Annotated in this window: 20 protein-coding genes and 1 pseudogene; 16 read left to right on the top strand and 5 right to left on the bottom strand. The window is 46.8% G+C overall.

What is annotated here, in order from left to right; all coding sequences use genetic code 11:
* Positions 1 to 86 precede the first annotated feature (86 nt).
* A complete protein-coding gene (locus AC3WRW_RS22965; RefSeq protein WP_492548604.1) occupies positions 87 to 308 on the bottom strand; it encodes a hypothetical protein in 222 nt (73 codons plus the stop codon).
* A 72-nt stretch (positions 309 to 380) separates the two neighbouring features.
* On the opposite strand from AC3WRW_RS22965, the gene fosB reads away from it, so the two are divergent.
* On the top strand, positions 381 to 848 hold the full coding sequence (gene fosB, locus AC3WRW_RS22960; protein ID WP_492548654.1) for a metallothiol transferase FosB: 468 nt from the start codon (positions 381 to 383) through the stop codon (positions 846 to 848).
* Positions 849 to 910: 62 nt separating this feature from the next.
* Here the strand turns inward: fosB and AC3WRW_RS22955 are convergent, their stop codons facing one another.
* Together AC3WRW_RS22955 and AC3WRW_RS22950 are read right to left on the bottom strand one after the other, a co-directional pair.
* The gene (locus AC3WRW_RS22955) at positions 911 to 1,084 is read right to left on the bottom strand and encodes a hypothetical protein (RefSeq protein ID WP_492548603.1); all 174 of its coding nucleotides are present in this window, start codon (positions 1,082 to 1,084) and stop codon (positions 911 to 913) included.
* A 58-nt stretch (positions 1,085 to 1,142) separates the two neighbouring features.
* On the bottom strand, positions 1,143 to 2,027 hold the full coding sequence (locus AC3WRW_RS22950; protein WP_492548602.1) for a DUF2334 domain-containing protein: 885 nt from the start codon (positions 2,025 to 2,027) through the stop codon (positions 1,143 to 1,145).
* 370 nt (positions 2,028 to 2,397) lie between these two features.
* Here AC3WRW_RS22950 and AC3WRW_RS22945 point away from each other — a divergent pair, with 370 nt between their 5' ends.
* The 6 genes from AC3WRW_RS22945 (at position 2,398) to AC3WRW_RS22920 (ending at position 9,381) form a co-directional block, all read left to right on the top strand.
* On the top strand, positions 2,398 to 3,408 hold the full coding sequence (locus AC3WRW_RS22945) for a LacI family DNA-binding transcriptional regulator (protein WP_492548601.1): 1,011 nt from the start codon (positions 2,398 to 2,400) through the stop codon (positions 3,406 to 3,408).
* Between the two features lie 103 nt (positions 3,409 to 3,511).
* Positions 3,512 to 4,945: an extracellular solute-binding protein gene (locus tag AC3WRW_RS22940; protein WP_492548600.1), complete on the top strand. Its 1,434-nt coding sequence runs from the start codon at positions 3,512 to 3,514 to the stop codon at positions 4,943 to 4,945.
* A 72-nt stretch (positions 4,946 to 5,017) separates the two neighbouring features.
* Entirely contained in the window at positions 5,018 to 5,893 is an 876-nt protein-coding gene (locus tag AC3WRW_RS22935) for an ABC transporter permease subunit (RefSeq protein WP_492548599.1), read from the top strand.
* Positions 5,894 to 5,903: 10 nt separating this feature from the next.
* On the top strand, positions 5,904 to 6,773 hold the full coding sequence (locus AC3WRW_RS22930) for a carbohydrate ABC transporter permease (protein WP_492548598.1): 870 nt from the start codon (positions 5,904 to 5,906) through the stop codon (positions 6,771 to 6,773).
* Between the two features lie 34 nt (positions 6,774 to 6,807).
* A complete protein-coding gene (locus AC3WRW_RS22925; RefSeq protein WP_492548597.1) occupies positions 6,808 to 8,088 on the top strand; it encodes a CehA/McbA family metallohydrolase in 1,281 nt (426 codons plus the stop codon).
* 267 nt (positions 8,089 to 8,355) lie between these two features.
* Positions 8,356 to 9,381 (top strand): LacI family DNA-binding transcriptional regulator, encoded by a 1,026-nt coding sequence (locus AC3WRW_RS22920; protein WP_492548596.1) that lies wholly within the window; start codon positions 8,356 to 8,358, stop codon positions 9,379 to 9,381.
* Between the two features lie 56 nt (positions 9,382 to 9,437).
* On the opposite strand, the gene AC3WRW_RS22915 is transcribed toward AC3WRW_RS22920, so the two are convergent.
* Both AC3WRW_RS22915 and AC3WRW_RS22910 read right to left on the bottom strand, forming a co-directional pair.
* The gene (locus AC3WRW_RS22915; protein ID WP_492548595.1) at positions 9,438 to 9,782 is read right to left on the bottom strand and encodes a DUF1904 family protein; all 345 of its coding nucleotides are present in this window, start codon (positions 9,780 to 9,782) and stop codon (positions 9,438 to 9,440) included.
* A gap of 182 nt (positions 9,783 to 9,964) precedes the next feature.
* Positions 9,965 to 10,444, bottom strand: a complete 480-nt coding sequence (locus AC3WRW_RS22910) for a C40 family peptidase (RefSeq protein ID WP_492548594.1) — start codon at positions 10,442 to 10,444, stop codon at positions 9,965 to 9,967.
* A gap of 194 nt (positions 10,445 to 10,638) precedes the next feature.
* On the opposite strand from AC3WRW_RS22910, the gene AC3WRW_RS22905 reads away from it, so the two are divergent.
* From AC3WRW_RS22905 to AC3WRW_RS22865, 9 genes and pseudogenes are all read left to right on the top strand, one after another.
* Positions 10,639 to 11,454, top strand: a complete 816-nt coding sequence (locus tag AC3WRW_RS22905) for an MBL fold metallo-hydrolase (protein WP_492548593.1) — start codon at positions 10,639 to 10,641, stop codon at positions 11,452 to 11,454.
* Between the two features lie 11 nt (positions 11,455 to 11,465).
* Positions 11,466 to 12,335: an aminoglycoside 6-adenylyltransferase gene (locus AC3WRW_RS22900; RefSeq protein ID WP_492548592.1), complete on the top strand. Its 870-nt coding sequence runs from the start codon at positions 11,466 to 11,468 to the stop codon at positions 12,333 to 12,335.
* A 281-nt stretch (positions 12,336 to 12,616) separates the two neighbouring features.
* Positions 12,617 to 14,143: an MDR family MFS transporter gene (locus AC3WRW_RS22895; RefSeq protein WP_492548591.1), complete on the top strand. Its 1,527-nt coding sequence runs from the start codon at positions 12,617 to 12,619 to the stop codon at positions 14,141 to 14,143.
* Between the two features lie 209 nt (positions 14,144 to 14,352).
* Entirely contained in the window at positions 14,353 to 15,039 is a 687-nt protein-coding gene (locus tag AC3WRW_RS22890) for a GntR family transcriptional regulator (protein WP_492548590.1), read from the top strand.
* A gap of 159 nt (positions 15,040 to 15,198) precedes the next feature.
* Complete coding sequence (locus tag AC3WRW_RS22885; protein WP_492548589.1) at positions 15,199 to 16,632, top strand: FAD-binding protein; 1,434 nt, start codon at positions 15,199 to 15,201, stop codon at positions 16,630 to 16,632.
* Positions 16,633 to 16,638: 6 nt separating this feature from the next.
* Positions 16,639 to 17,175, top strand: a complete 537-nt coding sequence (locus AC3WRW_RS22880) for an MFS transporter (protein WP_492548588.1) — start codon at positions 16,639 to 16,641, stop codon at positions 17,173 to 17,175.
* Positions 17,172 to 17,393 carry an HIT family protein gene (locus AC3WRW_RS22875; protein WP_492548587.1) on the top strand — a complete coding sequence of 74 codons (222 nt, stop codon included), beginning with the start codon at positions 17,172 to 17,174 and terminating at the stop codon, positions 17,391 to 17,393. Before AC3WRW_RS22880 ends, AC3WRW_RS22875 begins: the two co-directional genes overlap by 4 nt.
* Positions 17,394 to 17,482: 89 nt before the next feature.
* On the top strand, positions 17,483 to 18,223 hold the full coding sequence (locus AC3WRW_RS22870; RefSeq protein ID WP_492548586.1) for a VOC family protein: 741 nt from the start codon (positions 17,483 to 17,485) through the stop codon (positions 18,221 to 18,223).
* Positions 18,224 to 18,703: 480 nt separating this feature from the next.
* Positions 18,704 to 18,954 (top strand): annotated as a pseudogene (locus AC3WRW_RS22865) (IS4 family transposase); the annotation flags it as partial.

Genomic DNA, 18,954 nt, shown 5'->3' with positions numbered 1-18,954 from the left:
CGGTGAAAACAAAACAAACCCCTCGAACGTGCCGAGGGGTGTTCCATCTGAAAGCCCGGATGAGGCGTCGTCTCTGCCTTGCGTCATCAAGAGAGGCTCTCGTTGTCATCTGTGCTAGTTGCTTGCGAAGTACGCGCTTCGGCCAATTGTGCATGCGCCGCGTCCAGTTGCTCCTGCGCACCCTGAATCGCCTGACGGCGATTATTGTCAGCTGTCTGCGCTGCATTCAGATTGCTAAGGGCATGAGCAACGGCATTATGAGCTTGTATTTCAGCGCTTTGCTGTTGATCGGATTGTTGGTCTGACATGAAACAGCCTCCTGTCTCTTGGATTTTTTCTTAGTTAATATTCCCAATGAGGCAGGAATCATTCGTTCGGCAATGGAAATAGTTGGCGAGGAGGTCGTTCTATTGAAAATTAACGCTATAAATCATTTTCTTTTTTCCGTCACGGATTTGGACAAGTCCATTCCATTTTATCAAGACGTATTTGGGGCAAAGCTCTTAGTAAGAGGCAGAAGCTTAGCTTATTTTGACTTAAACGGCCTGTGGCTGGCGCTGAATGTGGAGAAGGACATTCCTCGCAATGAGATCCAGTACTCCTACACGCATATTGCTTTTACCGTTGAGGAGGAAGATTTTCAATCGACTGTAGATAAGCTTGAGCAATTAGGCGTGCATATACTTCCTGGCCGTGTGAGAGATGAGAAGGACAAGCGTTCCGTCTATTTCACAGATCCGGATGGTCATAAATTCGAATTTCATACGGGTACTTTGGAAGATCGGCTAGCTTACTACAGGGATGAAAAACCACATATGCTATTTTATGATGATGATGGGTTGAATTGAAAACAGGCTGTCCGCTAGGTTAATCACCTTTGGGACAGCCTGTTTGATTTGCAGCAGCGGTACTAATCTTGCGATTGTGACTGGTTGTTGGAAGAGGAGGAAGGGTTGGATTGGAAAACTTCAGCTGCTTCCTCTGCGGAAAACTCCGTATCATCTTGACCTGGAACCGGAAGTTTATTTAGTTCGGTTGACTGAACCTGCGCTTTGCTTGCTTGATTATTATTTTGATTCTGCATAAGGACACCTCCTTTGTTTATTACACAACAAAGCATAGTATCCCATAATAGGAATATTTTATACGGATTGGGAGGACATGAAACAATAAATTAAGTCTTGAATATTGACGAACCGCCGCTCTTTGGAGAGCATGAAATGAATCAACCTTTTGAGCGGCGTGCGCTCTTCGTAATAGGGCGGAGCATATTTTCGGATGTGAATATACGGAAATTCGAGATACGGGTGATAAAAGAAAGATGCTAAATCATTTTCCGCATACTCATCAACCTGCCGCATCATCCTGGCGACATCTTGTTCCACGGCATCGGAGCTAACGTAGCCAAGGGGTGTAGGCACGTAGTAGGTTCTTCCAACGATGGAAGCGGCGTTTTGATAGGTCACCTGACGGTTAGTCGGGTCATGGGGATTGTTTTCGTAGATCAACCAGGAACAGGCTTCCAATATTTGACGCTGCACTTCCGATGCGGTATAGTGCGGAGTTTCAAACCAATCCGGCCGCAAGCCGGCTGTTTGAAAAGCGGACAAGGCCATATGAAATCTGCCGTACGCATAGGACTTCTGAATATGCAAAGAATCGGTCAGAGATGACTTCGGATCATCCGGCGGGCAATCTTTGACACAATCCCCATAAGCAAATTCATACCCTTCGCCGCTGACGGATTGACCGTATTGATGGGTATATCCATGAATGCCTAATGAAGCGCCGCGCGTTCGTAATGCTTGCAACGTTTCAACAAATCTTACGGATACGGCATCGAAGGGATTGCTGATGGTACAGTCATACTGAAGCCCCGGATTGATGAAGCGGGGAATGACGGCGACGTGAAAAGGTATTTTTTGCATATATAAATAATCCGCAACGGCACGCAATTTCATCAGGCTCTCCGCTGATTCGTAATAGCCCCCAGGACCGATGTCCTCCAGCCGAAGTAATGCTTTCAAGTTGAAATCCCTCCGCAACGAGTAGGTTGTTTTACTTCTCATATCATTGTATGTGTAAGACATCTGTTTCAGTTCGACGAAAATAGGCGTGTTGTTTTTAGGCAAGCATACGGATTAACAGGGAAACAGGACATTAGGCGGCAGCAAGGTAAGAGTGACAAAGTAAGCGGTTTCATAAAATGTTTTAATCATGTAAATGCCTTTCATGACGCTGGGTTAATCGCTTTCCCTCATTTAACGAATTATTAATAAAAAACCTGTTGTAATTTGAATGAATTGAACTATAATTAGAAATACGAGGGCCATTAAACCGGTTTAATTAAACCGCTTTAATGACAGGCAAGATGAAGAGAAAGAAGGAGGTGGAAAGATGGCTACCATTGATGATGTTGCCAAGCTGGCAGGTGTTTCCAAAGGGACCGTATCCAGCGTTTTCAGTAAAAAGCGGCCGATTTCTCAACCGGTGACAGATCGGGTGCTTTCGGTAGCCAAAGAATTGGGCTATTTTCCGAATCATATTGCCAGAAGCTTGGCGATTAAGAAGACGATGATTGTTGGATTGAAGATGCCGATTCCCAAGACGGGCTATATGTCGCAATTTGAAATTCAAATGCTGGGTGGAGTGATTAAGGAATGTACGAAGCACGGATACCGTATTCTGCTCGATACACTTCCGGAACATGAGGATCTTACACAATTTTCAAGCGATCCGGTCGATGGGGTTATTATGCTGAATCCGCGTAAACACGATCCGCGTATTGAGCGTTATGAACAAATGAGAATTCCCATCGTGCTTGTCGGAAGACCCGATCCCTTGGATAGTTCGATTAGCTACGTTGATAATAACAACGAACAGCTGGCGTTCGAAGTCGGCAGTTACTTGCTGGCGCATGGGCACCAATCTATTTTATTTTTAAATGCCGCGTCTGATATGACGGTATCGGTCGATAGAATCAATGGCCTTAAGCGAGCTTATGAAGATCAGGAAATCCCTTTTCACAACGCCATAGTCGTGAATTTTGACCGTAAGCATCACACATCGCCAAGTGAGTATGGCTATACAACGATGATCCAATCGTATCCAAAGATTCCTTTCACCGCTATCGTGGCTGACACGGACAGAGTCGCGCTTGGCGTTCTGCGTGCTACAAGAGAGTTTGGGATGGAAGTACCTAAAGATCTCTCGATTGTGGCTTTGAGCAATGACGTGAGGCTGGCCGAAGAAATGACGCCAAAGCTGACATCCGTCGAGCTTTCTGCGGAAACGTTAGGAGCAGAGGCAGCTCGCATTTTAATTCAAAAAATGTTAGATCCATTAACCGTTGAACAACATATCGTAGACGCACAGCTCATTTATCGCGAGTCTTGCAGAACTGTATAGGAATGGGGTTCATTCCGTACAGGTTCTTTGCCAAAAATGAAAGCGCTTTATTAAGGTTTCGTAAAGTCATGTCCATCAAAATTGCAACTAACGGAGGGATACTATGAAAGCTAAGAAAATGAAAGTCGTCCATTCGATGTTGGCTGTTCTGCTCGTCGGAAGTTTAACTGCAGGTTGTACGTCAACTAGCGGTACAGGAAGCGAAACCCCGAAAGCAACCGATCAGGCGAAGTCCGACGGGAAGAAGGAAGAGCGTACCTTGCGGATAATGTCCGGCGTTGTCGGCGGTAAAACGCCGGAAGAAAACGTCCTCTTTGAAAAAGAAATCGAGCGCTTGACGGGCATTAAAGCGAAAGTAGAAAAGCCTGCTTCCGATTACAATCAGAAGCTGATGGCGGCTATTTCTTCAGGCGAAAAGTACGACCTTCTGCAAGTGAGCAAAGAGACGATGAATACGTTGGCGGCGCAAGGCGTTATCATGCCGCTGACGGACCAAGTGAAAGGGTCAAAGTCGCTGCAAAATCCTGACGTTTTGCCAACGCAGGAATGGGACCAAGTCAAGACGAAGGACGGCAAGATTTACGGCGTTTTCAGTAAATTTCAAGGCGGTACGATGCCGATTGTTCGCGCTGACTGGCTGAAGAAGCTCAACCTGCCTGAACCTAAAACCTTTGACGACTACTATAAGGTGCTGAAAGCATTCACGGAGCAAGATCCGGATGGCAACGGCAAGAAAGATACATATGGCTTAAGCACAGCAGGGATGTATGAGCTGCAAGGATTTTTCAGCGGCGCTGGTTTGAAACAGCGGTATGTCGAGAAAGATGGGAAGCTGGACGTTCCCTATTCCACGGATGCAGCCATTCCGGTTTACGAGTGGTTGAACAAACTGTATAAAGAGGGCATTCTGGACCCTAACTTTGCAACGAACGATACGGGCAAAATGCGTAATCTATTCTTGGCTGATCGCGTAGGCATGATCACTTACTGGGATGCTTGGGTAGGCATGCTGAATAACACCCGGAAAATTGCTGATGCCAATACGGCATTTGAAGCAAAAGGGCTCCCTGGGATTGCAGGCGCTGACGGGAAATACATGCTGCGCCGTGGAGATCCGGATGTTTGGGTGATTCCGGTTAATGCGCAAAATCCGAAAACGGCTTTTGAATTCATCGAGTGGTGGCATTCCAAAGACGGGATCGTTCTGGGCAGCTTGGGAATCAAAGATAATGATTACAACGAAAATGGCGGCAAATATGAGCTTACGCAAGCGGGGAAAGATCATGCCATGGATCATGGCGTCCCTTTCTGGTATAACAAAACGTTCCCGAATCCATTCGGATTGCTTCCAGGCGTAAAAGAAGCGCAGGATCTTGTCATGAAATATGCAACGCTGGAATTGACGCCACCTAAATGGGCAGATGCAGAAAAAATTATTAATGAATACTCCTTCAAAGCGATTCTTGGTGAAATGCCGGCTGCCGATGCTGTGAAGAAAATGCGCGAACAATTGAAAGCAGCTAAATTGATCGATTAGTTTATCTGGATGTGTCTGGGGGAGTATGTGCGGCATGCTCCCCTTACAATTAATGGCAGGTGGTGATTGCGCTTGAAAGCTTTATGGAAATTCAAAGCCCTGTACGTGATGATGCTTCCAATCATGGCTTATTTCCTTGTGTTTTCCTACTATCCGCTTCTTCGCGGCTTTATCATTTCCTTTCAAGAGTTCAGATTGATCGGAAACCGGCCGTTCATTGGATTCGATAACTACATAACGGTGCTGAAGGATCAGGCATTCTGGGAAATGCTGCAAAATACACTGCTGCTTGGCGGGGGCATGCTGCTTATTGGTTTTATTATGCCAATCGTGCTCGCGCTTTCTCTCAATGAGATTCTTCAAGCGTGGTTTAAAAAAGTCGTTCAAATGATTGTTTATATCCCGCATTTGTTTTCTTGGGTAGTCGTCGGCGGGATGTGGATTCTCATGCTTTCTCCGGACACCGGCATTGTGAACGCCTTCCTTAAGCTGACTGGCATGGAGAAGCCGATTGCTTTTATGTCCAGTGCGGACACGGCCCGCTGGGTTATGGTGCTCACATCGGTGTGGAAAGAGATGGGCTTTATCTGCATTCTTTATCTTGCGACGATTGTAGCGATCAATCCTTCGCTCTATGAGGCCGCTCGTATCGATGGGGCGAATCGCTGGCAATTAGTCCGGTATGTCACGCTGCCTTCTCTGGTGTCAACGATGAAAGTTGTTATTATGCTCAATGTGCTTAGCATTTTGCGTATTTTCGATCAAATCATCGTGATGCGTAACGGCGCCATTGCCAAAAAGGTCGATGTCATCATGATGTATACGTTTCAAAAAGGGATATTGGAGTTTAAAGTCGGATTGGCAACATCAGCAGGATTTCTAGTGATTTTCGCGACATTGATTATTACGTTTGTGACCAGAGCGATCATTCGCTATGACGAGGGGTGAAGGGGTCTTCATGAAAACGAACAAATGGCATACGAGCTGGGGAAGCCGGCTATTCGATGGGATTAATTTGTTATTTTTATTCATTCTGCTGGCTACCATGCTGATTCCGTTATTGAATACGTTCGCGCTGGCCTTCTCATCCAATTTTGCTTCAATGCAGCCAGGCATTATTTTATATCCGAAAGAATTCAGTGTTCAAGGTTTTACGACGGTTTGGAATCGGATGCAGTTATATCTGCCTTTCATGAATAATGTGATCGTCACGTTAGTAGGAACGGTTTGTCATGTTTTTTTATGCTCGATGGCCGGTTATGTCTTGATCCAAAAAGGGCTGCCCGGGAAAAAGCTGATGGTTTCAGCCATTCTGCTGACGATGACGATCCCAAGCGAAGCCATTATGATCCCGCTTTATGTGGTTAATAAAGAGCTTGGTTTGTTAAATTCCTTAACGGCATTAATTATGTCCGGTTTAGTTTCCGGGTTCAGTATTTTACTCATGCGCAATTTCTTCTTATCTGTGCCTGTTGAAATGTCGGAGTCTGCGACGATGGATGGGGCAGGCGCGTTCCGGATTTTCTTTACCATGTACATACCACTTGCTGCGGCTGGACTTGCGACCGTGACGCTGTTCGAATTCGTGAGCCGTTGGAACCAATTTACGCCTGCTCTTTTGTACATTAACAATCACGCGAAGTATACGCTGCAAATTGCTTTGAAATCGCTGATTGTGGATACCGATGCGACATCGAGCAACTTTATTGTCACTACGAATGTCAGGATGGCAGGGATTGTGATCGCGCTGCTCCCTCTCGTCATTATTTATCCTTATGTGCAGAAATATTTCGTTAAAGGCATTTTGGTAGGAGCAAACAAAGAGTAATCTTCATCATAAAAAAGGGAGCGTGGTAGTCGTCATGCTGCAACATAATCGAAAAACCCAAATCGCCACATACCGAAGAAATATTCATCACTTTGAGCAAAGCTCGTACATTGAAGTGCCATTTGAAATGCCTGAACAGGTGGAAGAGATGCATGTGCATGTCTCGGTCCAATCCCATGGCGAGGCTAGGCCTGTCATTGATCTTGGCGTGAGAGACAACCGTAAAGTACGGGGCTGGAGCGGCGGGGCGCGTTCCGAATTTGTCATCGGAGTGGAAAAGGCAACTCCCGGCTATTTGCCTGGCGAGCTGCAGGCCGGCGATTGGGCGGTTCTTCATAACGCCTACAAAGTTCCGGTGGAAGGCTGCGAAGTGACGATCACCATCACGTTCTATTTCTATACAGCGCGCTGGTTAAAAGGGGATCTGCATACGCATAGCGTGAACAGCGACGGCACGTACACATTAGAAGAAAATGCTGCGATCATGGAGCAGCTTGGCTGCGATTTCATTGCGATGACGGATCACAATGCGGTTAGTCAAAATTATACGTATCCCCGAAATACATCCGTTGTCATGATTCCCGGGATGGAGTTTACAACGAACTTCGGCCATAGCAATTTCTTAGGCGTATTAGAGCCTATCGATGATTTTCGGGTAAAAAGTCAAAAGGATGTTGATGTTCGATTGGCAACTGCACGTGAGCGAGGGGCCAAAATCGTGCTCAACCATCCGCATTGCGATTATTGTCCTTGGGAGTGGGATCTGTTTGTCGATCATGATTGGTGGGAAGTATGGAATGGCCCTTGGACAGCGCGCAATGAGCGGGCATTAGCTTGGTGGCAGGAGCAGCTTGCCTCAGGTAGGAAGCTTGTCGCGATTGGCGGCAGCGACGTTCACCGGCCTGATCCTTATGTGAAGCATGCTATGCCATGTACATGGGTGTTCGCGGAGGCGAAAACCGTTCCGGGCATTATGCAGGGGATTGAGAAAGGGCATGTGGCGATCAGCTACTCGCCGGAGGGGCCATTCGCGCAGCTGACTTGTGGCGGATATATGATTGGAGATACGGTACCCGCGGAAGTGACGAGCAGCATACTTGTCCATGCAGAAAACCTGTGGGCTGGAGATCAATTGAAGCTAATCAGCGAGCGAGGCGTGGAACGAACGGAAATTTGCTCGACTGCGGGCGCATTCGAGTTGGCGTTTGAACAGAACGGCAGCATGTTTTACCGGGTCGAGGTATGGCGCTATTTTGAGGAAGTGGATATGACGTTAATGGCCGTGCTTACGAATCCCATTTATTTTCACAAGTGAGTGCCGGTGGCAGGTTGTAGGCAGAAGCATGCTGCTAGAGTCATGAGGAAGAGAAGCAGAGAGCGCAGGCCTTTCTGGAGAATCGACAACTGATATGGCACAAGCTTCCCTATACGACACACACCGAATTTTGCGGCCTGGAGGAATGAATTCGCGGCATCCTCAATGAAGACTCACTCTCAAGTTTACAGCGCGGACGTTCTTATCGTATGATAAATCCAATATGGAATATTTATGAAATGGAACGTATGTTGAGAGGGGCAAGGCATGAAACCGACTATTTACGATGTGGCCCAAGCTGCCGGGGTGTCCATCGCTACCGTATCGAAAGTGATTAATGCCACTGGCCGTATTAGCGATAAGACGCGGAAACACGTACACAGCGTAATGGAGCAGTTGAAGTACCAGCCAAGCATGGTAGCGGCTGCCTTGACGGGGAAAAGCACCTACACCATCGGGCTTACGCTCCCTGATTTGGCGAATCCATTCTTCGCCGAAATTGCCCGGTCTGTCGAGGACCGTGGGCACGAACATGGTTTCAGCGTGTTTATTTGCAGCACGGACAACGATCCGGATAAGGAAGTGAAATATTTGTCGCTGCTTATGCAAAAGCGAGTAGACGGCATAATTTCCGCAACCCGGATTCAAAACGATCATTTCCTGAAAAAGCTGATCCAGCAAAATATCCCGATCGCTTTAATAACAGGCGAAATGCCAACGCTCGCAGTGGATACGGTCATGGTGGACGATTTCCTCGGAGGCTTTCAAGCGGGCAACCATTTGGTAGAGCTAGGTCATAAGCGAATTGCCATCCTCGTAGAGGATATGGATAACATGAGCAATCGCGAGCGGGTTCGAGGCTGTAAGCAAGCATTGAGCGGCGCTGGTTTGCAAGCAGAGGAGCGGCTGATCGCAACCGGAGGGTTCACGGTCGAAACCGGGCAAAAGGCTATGCAGCAGCTGCTTCAACTGGACGACCCGCCGTCGGCGGTGTTTGCTTGCAACGATCTGCTGGCGATCGGTGCCATACGCGCAGCCAGGGAAGCGGGGGTGCAGCTGCCGGATGATCTTTCGGTTGTCGGCTTCGACAATACGATATTAGCTACTTTAATCGATCCGCCGCTGACGACCATCGCCCAACCGATACAGGAAATCGGGCGCAGGGCGGTCGATCTGCTCGTACAGGAGATCAAAGGCGAGAAAGTGCTTAAGCAGCGCGTTGTGTTGCTGCCTGAGCTTGTTTTGCGCAAGTCCTCCGTGCCTTTTGCAGCGGAAGGAAATGTGCAGCTGTAGCACCAGCACAAAAGGCTGTCCCACATGTCGGGGACAGCCTATCATTTTTTTGAACGTCATGTCAGCGAAATCGGCTCTTCGAGGCTGGATTTCAAAGGTTGTCCTTCTTTGTAGTACAAATGCGGGGACAATAGGATAAAAAAGATATGAACCTCGCCAAAGCCATGCGCGGCCAACAAGTTGTTCATCTCTAGTGCAATGCGGTCATGCATTTCCTGATCTCGCGGGAACATGAGAATTTCCAGAGACTGCGGAGAATTGGTTATCTGTTCCACAAGCAGAAGCTCGATTTTGACTTTTTGCGGCAAAACGCCTGTTATCTTCGAAAACTCCTGAATCACATCGGTCGAAATCGCAGAAACGAAGTCTTGCTGAAATCCTTTAAAACGGAGAAACGGCATGCTGATTCCTTCTTTGCATAGTTGTTAGCGAATTTATTTATTCTATTGAAAAGTGAACGTAAAAGCAAACCCAAATTTAGATGAAATCATTCTCGGATCTAGATAGGTAGGATCAAGACGCAAAAAAAGGAGAGAGTTCAAAGGAAGATATCCTTGAACTCTCTTTATTAGTTGTGTAAGTGCTAGTAATGCCTAGCTGTTATGTAGCGAGTACTCCAGTAACCTGTGTTCAAAGATGTAATGACCACACCGGAACTTTTGGTATTGCTTATAAAATTACCGTCTCCTACGTAAATCCCTACATGATCGATTTGACCAGGTTTGCTCACGCTGAACATTACAAGATCGCCAATGGCTAATTGATCTTTGCTAGGAACTTTGGTGCCGAAGCTGGTTTGAGCTTTTGAGCCCCACGGGATATTCACGCCATTTTTTTGGAACACAAATTGTGTAAATGCGGAGCAATCAAATGTCAGATGCTGCGGATCTCTTGTGCCGAAACGGTAAGTGACTTTGCCGATATAAGATTTGGCGGTATTGACAAACATATGGCCGTTCGTCGCATAAATCTCTTGTGCAGAGGCAGAAGCCGGTAAGGACATCCCAACTGTTGAGAATAGAACGGAAAGCGCTACCGAGGTGGAAATAACTAGTTTTTTCATTGCTGACAACACATCCTTATTCCAAATTTGGTAGTATGAAGTTTTTATGGGATAACTGTACCATAGATAATCATAGGGAGCTTTAGTTGATTGCTGGGTCTCATGGGGATATTAGCCAAGGCTATTGTTGTGAATTCATAGAAAATTATTATAAGATGAATGAAACAGCTGCTAGAAAGAAGGACTGAACCGTCATGATTCAATATCAAAATGAACACGTTACTGTGTTCCAGAGCGCACTATATCAAACCACTTCGACGGTCATCCAGAGCAAAGAAGCGATCCTTATTGTGGACCCGAATTGGTTGCCGCATGAAATTGAAGCCATTCAATATCATGTTAATGCGATCCAGGGGAATCGGGAGGCTTATCTGCTTTTTACTCATGGCGATTTCGACCATATTATTGGCTATCAAGCATTTCCGAATGCGAAAACGATCGGAAGTCTGGAGCTTCATAATCACCCTAAGAAAGAGCATAAATTGAAGCTTATCCGGGATTTTGACAATCAAAACTATATCGTCAGAAACTATCCCATCCAGTTTCCGGAGCTGGATATTGTGATCCAAGAAGATTGTCAACAGCTTCATCTGGGAGACGCAACGTTGACTTTCTACCACGCGCCCGGTCATACGGCTGATGGTTTGATGACGGTTGTTGAACCGCTCGGTATTTTGATTGCGGGGGATTATTTATCGAATTTTGAACTTCCGTTTATTTACCAGAGTGCGAAGGCTTATACCCAAACACTTGAAAAATGCGCGATGATGCTCGAGAAGCATTCAGTACAGCTATTAATTCCTGGACATGGCGCAGTAACAACGGAAAGAGCAGAAATGAAAAGACGGCTGGAAACAGCGTCTGATTATTTGAAACGGCTCCGGGAGTCCGTAATTGCGAACGACGAGGCTGCGCTGGAGGCGCTGTATCAAGAACATGCCTTCCTGTCCTCTTTTACCGAAGAGTGCCATAAGGAAAACGTGAGTATTATAAAACGCGAATATTTGTAGAGGTGAGAGAAATGAGAACGGAAAATGAAATGCTGCAATCCATCCTGCAGTTTGCCCAAGAGAGCGAGCATATCCGTGCGGTCGTCATGAATGGATCGAGGGTCAATCCGAGCGTTCCGCGGGATATTTTTCAGGATTACGACGTCGTGTATATGGTGAAATCACTCCAGCCTTTTATTAACGACCGTAGTTGGATAGCTGGATTCGGGGAATTGATCATCATGCAAACGCCGGATGAAATGGGACTTGAGGCTGCAGAGCCCCCTCATAAGTTTACTTTTCTCATGCAATTTACAGATGGAAACCGGATCGATCTTACTTTCTATGAGATTGACCAAATGGCTGCTTTTGAGAGAGACAGCTTAAGCGTGCTTTTGCTGGATAAAGACGGTATTATCGAGCCTTTTGCCGAACCCAGCAATCGCGACTATTTGGTAAAACCGCCGAGCGCGACCGAATTTGCCCATTGCTGCAATGAGTTCTGGTGGGTAAGTACATATATTGCCAAAGGCTTATGGCGCAGGGAGCTTGCTTATGCGAAGTTTATGTATGACCGGCCAGTGAGAGATATGTTGATACAGATGCTGCAATGGCATATCGGGGTGAAAACGGATTTCGCCGTTGATTCAGGGAAATGCGGCAAATATTTCGAGCTTTACTTGGAGCCTGATCAATGGGCGGCATTTGTTCGTACCTTCCCGGATGGGGGCTACGACAACATATGGAACGGGCTTTTTGCCATGTGCGAGCTATTTAGGGAAACAGCCATGGAAGTGGCTCAGCATTTCGGCTATCGCTATCATGCGGAGGAAGATGAACGGGTGACAGCGCATCTGGCACATGTAAGAAAGCTTCCTCAAGACGCGGAAGGTATTTACTGACGATCACAGTCGGAGGGCATCGGATGCAGGAATTTGTTGGTCTATGTAAAGCTTGCGGGAAAAAGATTTATTGTCGGGAAGGGTTTCTTGACGGTATCGTTTTGGAGGATAAAGCCTCCTGTGCTTTGCTTGTTCGGAGAAGTCTTCAAGTTAGTTTTCCAATCTGAAATTCCGTCTGAAGACGGAGAGCTTATAAATCCTCTAGTCGGATGATTGCGTTCATATGCGCAGGTAAGATTAGCGTATGGAATTCAAACATTTTGAAAAGATGAGGTGTGTAAGTGAATAAGCAAGGGAATAACAAAAAATTGATCTTAATCGGCCTGCTGTTAGGCCTGGTATTCTCCGAATTGGACCAAACCGTCGTGTCCACGGCAATGCCAACCATCATTCGTGATCTGCACGGACTATCGCTATACGGTTGGGTAGCGGGCATTTATATGCTCTCGATTACGATGTTCATGCCTATTTTCGGCAAACTCGCCGATATTTACGGTCGAAAGAAAATATACTTGAGCTGTGTCGCACTGTTCTTGGCCGGTTCAGTCATTTGCGGTTTATCCGGTTCAATGACCATGCTGCTAATCGGCAGAGGCATTCAAGGCATTGGCGCAGGCGGACTCATGCCCCTGGGCATGGTCATTATCGGAGATACGTTTCCTCTGGAGCAGAGGGCGAAAGTACAAAGTCTCGTTGGCCCGTTATTAATATTGCCGCAGCTGCTCGGGCCGACGGTCGGCGGATATTTTGTCTCTCATGTGAGTTGGCATTGGATATTCCTCATCAACATTCCGGTCGGCATAGCTTCGGCCATCTTCGTATCCAAAGGTCTGCGCGAGTCGATGCGTGCGGAGAGACAATCGATTGATTGGGCCGGCGCGACCACCTTGGTTCTTGCTATGTTATCGCTGCTGCTGGCACCTGTATTAATCGATGTAAAAGGCTACACCTGGGCTTCACCGGTCATTATTAGTCTGCTGGCTTTATCCTTGGTTCTGATCGTCCTCTTTGTACGGATTGAAGCGAAAGCCAAGGAACCTGTCATTCCTCTTGTCCTGTTCAAAAACCGTTCCATAGTCGTCCTTTCCGTTATCGTATTCGTAACGATGTTAGGCATTATGGGCGGGATGTCCGGATTCCCGTTCTTCGCTCAAAATGTCATGGGCTTGACCCCGACAGCTTCCGGCTACTTGTCGCTTGCATTTATGGTCGGGGCGATTCCGGCGAGCGTGATCTGCGGAAATCTCATTACGAAGATTGCTTACAAGCATCTGTTTCTCGTCTCATTCGTGTTTCCGATCGCCAGCTTCATTATGCTGTCACGCATTCATGTGGATACGACAGTATGGTATATCATCGTTTCCTTTTTCATTATGGGGCTTGGGATTGGGGTCTTATTCGGCTCCGATAATCTGATCGTTCAGGAATCCGTGAGCAAGGAGCATAGCGGTGTGGGCGTGGCGACCGTTCAATTATTTCAGGCGATTGGAACGACGCTGGGCTTTAGTATTTTTGGCAGTCTCCTGTCCAGAAATATTACCGGCGGCATCCACGGCTTATCCGGTCAATTTCCTGCGGGCACTAGCGAGACAATCATGAACGGAGGAATCCCGCATGGTCTTTCCGCTGATTTGGTGCTGAAGATCAAGTTGGTTTTCGCCGAAGCCTTCCAGCACATCTTTGCGATTAGTATCGGTTTCGCGATCGTTGCTTTTCTTGTGACTTGGATCATGAAGAAAGAAGTTTTAACGTCCAAAGAGGAGATTCCTACAGCAGCGACTGCCGCTAATTCTGGAGCAAATGCGTGAGTTCAAAAGCCTAAGAGCCGGTTCATAACGGTTCTTAGGTCTTTTTTTGTAGCAGGACTGTGAAATTTTTGAAAAATAAGGGGTTGCAAACCCTTACAATGGCATATATAATCAATTTAGTATTACTAGTAATACTAGTCTGAGGATGCGATTTTTTGGCTCGTACGTCGTAGTAGTAGTTGAGCTCCTTTAGGAGGGTCACAAGAACGATGAACATAAGAATGGATGCTTCACGAGACGCGAAAGGACTAGTCCGCGACTATGTCCATAATACCCTAAAGCGAAATATTATGGAGCTTAAGCTGGAGCCCGGCCGTGTTATTTCCGAGAAAGAAGTCGTCGAAATGCTGCAGGTTAGCCGCGCCCCGATCCGGGAAGCGTTCGTCAAGCTGTCGCAAGAGGAATTGATCGAGACCATCCCGCAAAAAGGTTCGTTCATTTCGTTGATTGATCTTGCGCTGGTCGAGGAATCAAGATTCGTAAGGGAGACGATGGAGTGTGCCATCATCCGGCAGGCTTGCGAGATGCTGAATGCCGAGCAAGTGATGCAGCTGCAAAATCTGATCTCGCTCCAAGAACTGTGCGTAGAGGGGAATAATTACGAGCGGTTGTTTGAACTGGACGAAGAGTTTCATAAGACAATCATCGTTGGCTGCGGCAAATACCGGACTTGGAACTTACTGCAGCAGCTCAGCACCCACTATAATCGGATTCGCTTTCTGCGATTAGCCGTGAATTACGATTGGCAAATTATACTATCCGAACATCAAGCCATTACTCGGGCTATCCGTGAGAAAAATCCCGACGAAGCTGAGAAAGCGATGGGCGAGCATTTGGGCCGAGTCAGTTTCGAAAAGGAAGAGCTTCGGTTGAAATATCCCTCCTATTTTAAGTAGTTCGTTTCATGGATTAATCTGTGATAAGCAAAAGCCTCCAAGAACTTTATCCAAAGTTTTTGGGGGCTTTTTTACCTAATTTCGTGTTAGAATCGTCAAAAGGATATATATGACAATGTGGTTAGATGAATTCGAAATGAACAGGAGCAAGCAGCTGCAATGAAAAAATGGATCGCTCTGCTTCTTCTCACAGCCTTGTGCGTCGTTAATTATGTGCAAAACGATTCGTCGGATCAGGATCCGTACCTCATCACAGATTACAGTCGACTGCATCCGGTGAAAGTTACAAGTGTCGTTAAAGGCCGTGAGGAAGAGCAGCTTCAAAACATCTTGCGGGAAGCACGGGAAAAGCATTTAACGGTCTCCATTGCCGGACAGCGGCATAGTCAAGGAGGGCATACGTTCTACAAAGACAGCGTTGTCGTTGACATGACGTCATTCAACAGAGTGCTATCATTCGAGCCGCAGCAGAAGCGGATTCGCATTGAGGCGGGAGCGACCTGGAAAGACGTGCAAGATTACGTTAACCCGTACGGGTTGGCTGTGAAAACGATGCAGTCGCAAAACATTTTTACGATCGGCGGATCGCTTAGCGTGAATGCGCATGGCCGGGATATCCGGAACGGCTCGCTTATTAAAAGCGTTGAAGCGTTTCGCCTGCTTCTCGCAGATGGACGTATCGTTAACGTGAGCCGAAATGAGAACGCCGAGCTATTTGAACTAGCAATCGGAGGCTACGGTTTGTTCGGGATTATTCTTGACGCTACGCTTGCATTGACTGAAAACGAAATGTATAAGCTGCGCTACGATCAAATGGACGTTAGCTCGTACAGCCGTTATTTTGAGGAGCAGGTGAAGGCGAACCCTGATATTCGTCTGCATATTGCGCGTATATCGGTAGCGCCTGACAGTTTTCTGAAGGATATGTATGCGTTGAATTATGTGGAAGAGCGTTCCGTTCCGCTGGAAAGGAATGACCGGTTGACAACGAGAGAAGACGGTGTGGTCATTGCCAAGCTCATGTTCAATCTGAACCGCACGTTCGATTGGGGAAAAAATGTGCTGTGGAAGCTGCAAAAGCCGCTTTTTGCCCAGCAGGAAGGAAAGTTAATAACCCGCAATAACGCTATGCGTTCGGAATCTCAGTTCATGGACTATCGCCATGCGGGGAGCAATGATATTTTGCAGGAATATTTTATTCCGGTCAAAGAATTCGCCGGTTTTGTCGACGATATGAGGACGGTGCTGCAAACGGAGAAGTTAAATCTGCTGAACATTACGGTGCGTTATGTCAACCATGATGAGGAAGCAGCGCTCTCCTATGCGACGGACGATATGTTCGCGCTTGTGTGTCTGTTTAACGTTCCTCTGTCAAAAGATGGGCAGGATCATGTGCGCTCAGGTATCCAGAAAGTGCTAGATCGCGTGATTGAGCATCGAGGATCGTATTATTTGCCGTACATCGCTTATCCGCGGCTTGATCAGTTTCGTACTGTCTACCCGAGGTATGCGGAGTTTTTTCAAAAGAAAGAGCAGTATGATCCAGATCATGTTTTCATGAACTATTTTTACACGGATTACAAAGGGGAGTAACCAGTCATGGATACAAAATGGCTCATTCGATCACAAAGTATCGTGACGTTGGCAGCAGGGATGATTTATCCTTATTATTTATTGTTTCTTAAAAATCTCGGCAACAGCTACTCGAAATACGGGCTTGCATTTGCCGTCTTCACAATTAGTTCAGCGGCTGTGTCGCAATGGTTGGGTTCGAAACTGGATCGCCACGGGATACGGCTGCTGACTTGGAGCTCGGTTGGCATGATGGCTGCCATGCTGATCTTCCCATGGATAACAAGTTACTCTTGGGTACTTGTTTTGCAGCTTGTGATGGGCGTTTGCAATGCTATGCAAAAAATGAGCGAACGCCTGTTGTTGGCCGATTATACAGAGAAAGGCGAGCGTGGGCCTGTTATTGGAAATTTCCATTTTTGGACGTCGGTCGCTTCAGGCTTCGCTGTGATCCTTGGCGGTTATGTGATTGATTGGCTGACCATCAATGCGCTATTTTATGCCAGTGCCCTGTTATATGCAAGCAGTGCTTGGGTGACTTGGCGGGCAGGGAGGAGGGAGTGATATGCTGGACGATTCGTGTCTCGGCTGAAATTTTCCGCCCTGATGGCATAACGATGATGCAAAACGGCGGTATTTTCAATGATTTAACGCATTACCACATGCATATTTTTCCGCGATATCAGGAGGACGGGTTTGCATGGCTGGAACCGGCAGACAGCTCGCATGCAGCTGGACGCTTAGCTCAGACGGGAGAAAAGTTAAGAATGGCGTTGATTTAGAGCTGCCACTCCTACAAACACAACTTGACGTAATTAAATAACTTTAATAAACTTAATTACAAATAGTAAGCATTGAGGGGGATTATCCAATGTCCACGACATTACCTTCGGATATAAAACTAGGCATCTTAAAATTATATGTTTCAAATTTAGAGCGTTCTATTCGCTTCTATCAAGAGATCGTTGGTCTGCGCTTAGGAAAATCTAACGCTACGTCTGCTGAATTAACGGTTGACGGCGCTCAGCCCTTTCTACTGCTGGAAGAGATTGCAGATGCACGGATCACTCCCCGCAGATCGGCAGCCGGGCTGTATCATTTCGCGATTTTGTTGCCTACACGCAAAGATCTCGGGCTTAGCTTGAACAATTTGATCCAATCCGGCATTCATATCGGGCAAGCGGATCATTTGGTCAGCGAAGCGCTATACATCACAGATCCGGATCATAACGGGATTGAAATTTATTGCGACCGGCCTAGAAGCATATGGCGCCGCGATGCGGACGGGAATTACATCATGGCCTCTGATCCGATCGACTGGGACGGCTTGCTGCGCGAAGCGGAAGGCACGTCTTGGAGCGGTTTGCCTGCCGGAACAACGATGGGACATATTCATTTCCATGTTAAAAATTTGCAGCAGTCCAAAGAGTTTTACTGCGATCTGCTTGGCTTTGATGTGGTGGCAGATGCAAGGGAGACGATGAAAGCTTTATTCATCTCCGCCGGCGGATATCACCATCACATCGGACTGAACGTATGGGCTGGCGAGGAGGCGCCGTCGCGGCCTGCGAACGGAACAGGACTCACTGGCGTTGCATCAAATCTAACATGAAATTACTATTTTTGTAAAAATAAGATTAATTTTCATGGATAAAACACAAAAAATCTCCTAGTGTGAAGTATAGGCAGGTCACTACCCGATCACTTCTCACAAAGGAGACACAGCCCCTTGAGTGTATCGGAAAATCAGGTCATAAGTCAATGTTTATCTTTGCTACCCTTGCAAGATTTTGTTTTACCCATTCTCGACTACCGTAGACACAAATTACCTGCGGCGAACATCCTAAAGATTTTCATTACAGCTCAACTGCTAAACTGGCATTCTCTAGACTATATTGAGAAGAAAATTCGCTCAAGTCGGGAGCTTCAGAAAGAGTTTAATCTCACGTCGATTAGTAAGTCTCAGCTAAGTCGGCGGATGAACGAAATTCCAGTAGAACTCCCACAAGCTCTATTTCATGCTGTCGTGCAAAAAATTCAAATGCAGCATTGTAAACGGGATGCTTCCTCTAACACAGACCCTTTAGCGCTTGTGGACTCTACCAATATTCGTCTACCCTTCACTTTGGCCGATTGGGCTTATGTAACCCAGTATCGGAGTGGAATTAAGGTGCATACGCGACTGCTCGTCATCGATAAGGAAACCCCTTATCCGGATAAAATCATTCCTTCAACGGGTAACGTTAGTGATTACGAAGGTTCAGACCTTCTAGTGACAGATCCTTTTGTGACGTACGTCATGGACCGCGGCTATGTCTGCTACAAACGGATGCAAAAGTGGTT

This window comes from Paenibacillus sp. FW126-R14 (assembly GCF_058789495.1).
Note: the sequence above shows the minus strand (reverse complement) of the source record. Positions and strands in the feature narration are given on the sequence as shown.